The organism is Frankia sp. AgKG'84/4 (assembly GCF_023242965.2).
GTDB lineage: Bacteria > Actinomycetota > Actinomycetes > Frankiales > Frankiaceae > Frankia.
Map to the genome: position 1 here is coordinate 1 of NZ_JALKFU020000355.1, position 5454 is coordinate 5454.

Below are 5454 nucleotides of genomic sequence, written 5' to 3' on the forward strand. Positions count from 1 at the left end.
GTTGACGGCGAGGACGCGCCGAAGCAGCGTCCGCCCGGCCCGCCGCCGTGGCGGGACCCTCCGATCGGGGCAGGCTGTCGTTCCACGGATCACGCGGTGGACCGACCACGACACCGGGTGCGCCGGTCGCGGCGGAGGCGGCGGCCTCCCGGCCGCCGGTGGTCGGCTGGCCGTGCTCGTCGTAGGTGCGCCCCTTCCAGGAGGCACCACGGCCGGCCTTCGTGCGCCGGGCGGAGTCGACGGTCATCGCGAGGTACAGCGCCGCGACGCCGGGCAGGAGCAACGCGCTGAGCAGGGGCTGGCGGTAGTACCGGATCATCGGCAGGTAGGTGCAGGTCATGATCAGCCAGGTGACGGCGCCGATGACCGCGGTCCGGCCGTCCCCGCCGGCGAGACCGGCGATGGTCGCGGCCGGCGGCACGACGAAGACCAGTCCGAGCCCGAGAACCGTTCCGAGCAGCAGCAGCGGCGAGTGCCGCAGCTGGGCGTAGGCGGTACGGGAGACCATGTGCCACAGGTCGGCCAGGCGGGGATACGGCCGGCGGCTGTGGACCTGCTCCGCGAGGCCGAGCCAGGTCCGTCCGCCGGAACGCTTGATGATCCGCGCGACGGACACGTCGTCGATCACCGCGTTGCGGATCTCGGCGAGCCCGCCGGCCGCTGCCAGCGCCTCCCGGCGCACGAGGGAACAACCACCCGCGGCCGCCGCCACCCGCGCGCGCGGGTTGTTGGACCGGCGAAACGGATAGAGCATCGCGAAGAAGTAGACGAACGCCGGGACGATCAACCGCTCCCAGACTGTGTCGGCACGCAGCACCGCCATCTGGGAGACCATGTCCAGCCGGTGCGTCGTCGCGGCCGCGACGAGGCTGGTCAGCGAGCCCCGGTCGTGGGCGATGTCGGCGTCGGTGAGCAGGAGGAACTCCGCGTCGCCGGCGCAGTCGATGCCGCGGCGCAGCGCCCACAGCTTGCCGGTCCACCCGGGGGGCGGCTCCGTCGACGCGGTGACGGCGGCGGTGACGTTCGACCCGCCGCGCCTGCCCGCCTGCTCGGCGAGCTCCCGGGCCACCTCGGTCGTCCCATCGGTCGAGCCGTCGTCGATGAGGATCAGCCGCACGGGCCCCGGGTAGTCCTGGGCGAGCAGGGTCGGCAGCGTCACGGGCAGGACGTCGGCCTCGTCCCGCGCGGGAATGACTATCGCGACGCTGGGCCAGACGGCTGGCGCCTGGCAGGCCGGCAGGCGCTGGTCGGTCCGCCAGAAGAAGCCATGACCGATGGCCAGGTACAGCCAGGCGAACAACGAGGCGAGGGCTATCCACTGGAGCACAGTCACAGAGAGTAATGCTGCCACGCGGGTCACACCTACGCCGGTCGTGCGCGGTAATTGTGTGTTAAGAACTATCCGGCCGCGGGCACAGTCACGAGCGACGCCAACGCCCCCATCGTTGACGCGGACCGGCAGATCTTCGGAAAACCCCTGTGGACCAGGCATAATTCGCCGGGACGTACCGCCGCCGCGCCCACTTCACCCGGCCGACGCCGCCGACCGCGCCGGCCAGCGCCCCCGTCGCGTCCCTGGGGCCGGATGGCACCGAATAGGCTCGCTCGTGCCATCCCAGCATTCCCCGCGTACCCCCGGTCAGGGTGGTCGTGGAACGGAACCCACACGAACCTGGTCCCTCTCCAGCCCCGCCAGGGCCTGGATCTGCACCATAATCGAGTGGTGACCCGTAGCCGTCGTTCCGAGCAGACGGCTGACACCCGTCAGGCTCTCGTCTCGGCTGCACGCCGTCGATTCGCCGAACAGGGGTTCGCGGCCACCGGGACCGAGGAGATCGTCGCCGACGCTCAGGTGACCCGGGGCGCGCTGTACCACCACTTCCGCGACAAGGCCGAGCTGTTCCGGACAGTGATGGAACAGGTCGCCACCGAGGTCGCCGAGCAGCTCGTCGCCGGCGAGCTCGCCCGCGACGCCGAACTTCCCAGCGACGCGTGGACCCAGCTACGCACAGGCTTCCAGTCGCTGCTCGACATCTCCACCGCGGACAGCGACTTCCAGCGCATCGTTCTCATCGACGGCCCTGCCGTGCTCGGCAGCGAGGCGTGGGACGCGCTCGTCGAACGGCACGGCTACCGGCTGCTGTCCGAATGGCTGGAACGCGCGATCGCCGAGGACCGCATCGACCCGCTCCCGGTCGCGCCGCTGACCCGCCTGGTCGCGGCCCTGCTCTCGGAGGCGAGCATCTTCACGGCCCGGGCCGCCGATCCGGACACGGCCCGCATCGAGATCGGCATCGTGCTCGACCGCCTGCTGCGCGGGCTCGGCCGCGGCGGCGACCTGGCCCAGCAGCCGCCGGTCAGCGCCGAGCACAGCACCGGCCCACAGCGGATCCGCTGAGCCCCGCGGCGCCACCGACACGACAACGCCGCCCCGGTCACTGAAGGACCGGGGCGGCGTTGGACGTGCGGGTCAGGCGATCAGGCTTCGCGCACCGCGCGAATCGACTCCTTCAGCGAGCCGATCGTGGCGAGCACGGCCGACGTCTCGTACCCGCAGTGCGCCATGCAGTTCGCGCAGCGCGGGTCCTTGCCACGGCCGTAGCTGTCCCAGTCGGTGGTCTCGACGAGCTCCTTGTAGGAGGAGACGTACCCGTCGCTCATCAGGTAGCAGGGCTTCTGCCAGCCGAACAGCGAGTAGCTCGGGATGCCCCAGGCGGTGCAGGCGAGCTCCTTCTTGCCCTCGAGGAAGTCGAGGAACACCGGCGAGTGGTTCAGCCGGAACTTCTTGCGTCGACCCTCCGCGAAGACCTTGCCGAACATCTCCCGCGTCTCCTGGACGGCGAGGAAGTGCTCCTGGTCGGGAGCCTTCTCGTACGCGTAGCCCGGGGAGAGCTGGATCTGGTCGACCTTCAGGTCGTCGTTCAGGAAGGTCAGGATGTCGATGACGTCCTGCGGGCTGTCGTTGTTGAAGAACGTCGAGTTGCTGCCAACTCGGAAGCCGGCCGCCTTCGCCGCGTGGAACGCACGCACGCACTCGTCGAAGGTGCCTTCCTTCTCCACCACAGCGTCGTGCCGCTCACGCAGCCCGTCGATGTGCAGGACGAAGGTGAAGTAGGGCGACGGGGTGAAGTTCTTGAGCTTCTTCTGGAGCAGGAGCCCGTTCGTGCAGAGGATCACGAACTTCTTGCGCTTCACCAGCTCGTTCACGATCTCGTGAATCTGCGGGTGCATAAGCGGCTCACCGCCCGCGATCGCAACGACCGGCGCGCCGCACTCCTTGACGGCGGCCAGAGCGTCGTCGACGCCCATCCGCTGCTTCAGGACGGACGCCGGATGCTGGATCTTCCCACAACCCGTGCAGGACAGGTTGCAGGCGAACAGTGGCTCGAGCTCCAGCACGAGCGGGAAGTGCTTGCGACGCAGCAGTTTCTGCTTCGCCAGATAGGTACCTACACGGAGCTGGTACCGCCACTCGACCGCCACGGCGTAGCTCCCCTCTCTTTGGTCGCCGGTTATAACCGATGATCGCTGCACTGACCATACAGCCTGTACGTACAGCCTGCATGTGGATCGAACGATGAGCTGTCGCACAACGGTGTCCGCCAGGAGACCGGATCCGCCGAGCGACCGGATGCGGACAGGATTTGCACTTCATCGGAGCAGGTCAGAGCCCCCAAGCCGACCGGCGAAGTCGCACCGTCGGCCCCGCCCACCCGCCGCCGGACCACAACGTTCGACGACGCGTCGGAGGTGTCAGGACGACCCCCATAAGGCGCCGCGACCACGTCATGAGCTTGCGCGGACCGACCGAAGGCGGCCGCAGTTCACTACTGAGAGTGACACGATGTCGAGCTGGCCGCGAATCGGTCTCGCCAGCCCTGGATCCCGGCGGTGCGCCGGCTCGGGCACAGGGTGCCGCGTCCCGTCCGGGATCCAGGGGAGCACGGTGGATCGGGCGACGCGCGGGCAGGCGCGGGTGCGAAGAAGTCGCGCCCGGATGATGCTGCTTTACGAGGACGCCGTGGCGCCCGGTCCGGGCTCCGTCGCCGCCGCGGCGTCGGCCGCCGCGGCCCGGCGCAGCTCCTTGGGCAGGTGGAAGGCAACCGTCTCCCGGCCGACGGAGCGCACCGCCACCTCGGTGGGGCCAAGGCCGGACAGTGCCGCGGTGAGTTCCTCGACCAACGCCGGCGGTGCCGACGCGCCAGCCGAGATGCCGACCGTGCCCACGCCGTCCAGCCAGGACAGCCGCACGTCGCCGACGTTCTCGACAAGGTGAGAGGCCACACCGTCCCGGCGGCTGACCTCGACGAGCCGAACCGAGTTCGCGCTGTTCGCCGACCCGACGACCAGGACGAGCTGGGCTTCCTGGGCGACCCGGCGCACCGCGTTCTGGCGGTTGGAGGTGGCGTAGCAGATGTCGGCCGAGCCGGGGCCGACGATGGTCGGGAACCTCTCCGTGAGGGCCTCGACGACCTCGTCCGCCTCGTCCATCGCCAGCGTCGTCTGCATGAGGTACGTGACGCGCTGCGGGTCGGGCACGTCCAGGGCGGCGACCTCGGCCGGGGACTGCACGAGCTGGATGCGCCCGGGCGCCTCGCCGAGGGTGCCGTCGACCTCCTCGTGGCCAGCGTGGCCGATGAGGAACACGGTGTCCCCGCGGGAGGTGAACCGGCGGGCCTCGGTGTGGACCTTCTCGACCAGCGGACAGGTCGCGTCGATCACGGACAGGCCCCGGTCACCTGCCTGGTCCCACACTGCGGGGGCCACCCCGTGGGCAGAGAACACGACGGTGGCATCAGCGGGGACTTCGTCGAGTTCCTCGACGAAGACGGCACCGCGGGCGGCCAACTCCGCGACCACGTGCGAGTTGTGCACGATCTGCTTGCGGACGTAGACCGGTGCGCCGTGCAGCTCCAGGGCCCGCTCGACGACCTCGATCGCCCGCTCGACCCCGGCGCAGAACGCCCGCGGCTCGGCCAGCAGCACCGTGCGCCGCCCCACCGCCGCCGCCCACGCGCCGATCGGCGGCCCGAGCCGGCACATCGTGCGCAGTCCGAGGATGCCCCGGCGGACCAGGCCGACGTGGCCGATGCCCTCGTCAGCGGTGTCGACGATCACCCGGACGGCGGCGAAGGGAACGTCGCCGACGCCGGCGGCGACCGCCGCGCTCTCCATGTCCACCGCGACGGCGCCGGTGGCGGCCAACCGGGTCCGCTCGTCGCCGGTGGCCAGCTTCGGCACGGTGACGATCGGGCCGACGTGCACGGTCAGGCCGACGCGGCGCAGGTCGCCGGCGAGCAGCGGCGCGGACGCACAGCGCGAGACGACGGTCCCGTCGGCGGAACGGATCTCGCTGGCCACGACGACGTCGCCGGGCCGGATGCCGGGCGCGAGCCCACCGGAGAGGCCCACGATGGCGGCCGCGGCGGGCCGGGCCTCCCGGACCAGCCGGAC

Annotated in this window: 4 protein-coding genes; 1 reads left to right on the plus strand and 3 read right to left on the minus strand. The window is 70.8% G+C overall.

Translation table 11 applies throughout. The features are described from left to right. The coding region (locus MXD58_RS18860) for a glycosyltransferase (RefSeq protein ID WP_250609652.1) at positions 1-1333 on the minus strand (1333 nt) is incomplete at its 3' end. A gap of 390 nt (positions 1334-1723) precedes the next feature. Here MXD58_RS18860 and MXD58_RS18865 point away from each other — a divergent pair. After that, positions 1724-2398 (plus strand): TetR/AcrR family transcriptional regulator, encoded by a 675-nt coding sequence (locus MXD58_RS18865; protein ID WP_248839080.1) that lies wholly within the window; start codon positions 1724-1726, stop codon positions 2396-2398. Positions 2399-2478: 80 nt separating this feature from the next. On the opposite strand, the gene hpnH is transcribed toward MXD58_RS18865, so the two are convergent. Together hpnH and ispH are read right to left on the minus strand one after the other, a co-directional pair. Continuing rightward, positions 2479-3483: an adenosyl-hopene transferase HpnH gene (hpnH, locus tag MXD58_RS18870; protein WP_248839079.1), complete on the minus strand. Its 1005-nt coding sequence runs from the start codon at positions 3481-3483 to the stop codon at positions 2479-2481. A 525-nt stretch (positions 3484-4008) separates the two neighbouring features. Further along, positions 4009-5454, minus strand: a 1446-nt coding sequence (gene ispH / locus MXD58_RS18875; RefSeq protein ID WP_250609653.1) for a 4-hydroxy-3-methylbut-2-enyl diphosphate reductase, incomplete at its 5' end; no start/stop codon positions are given.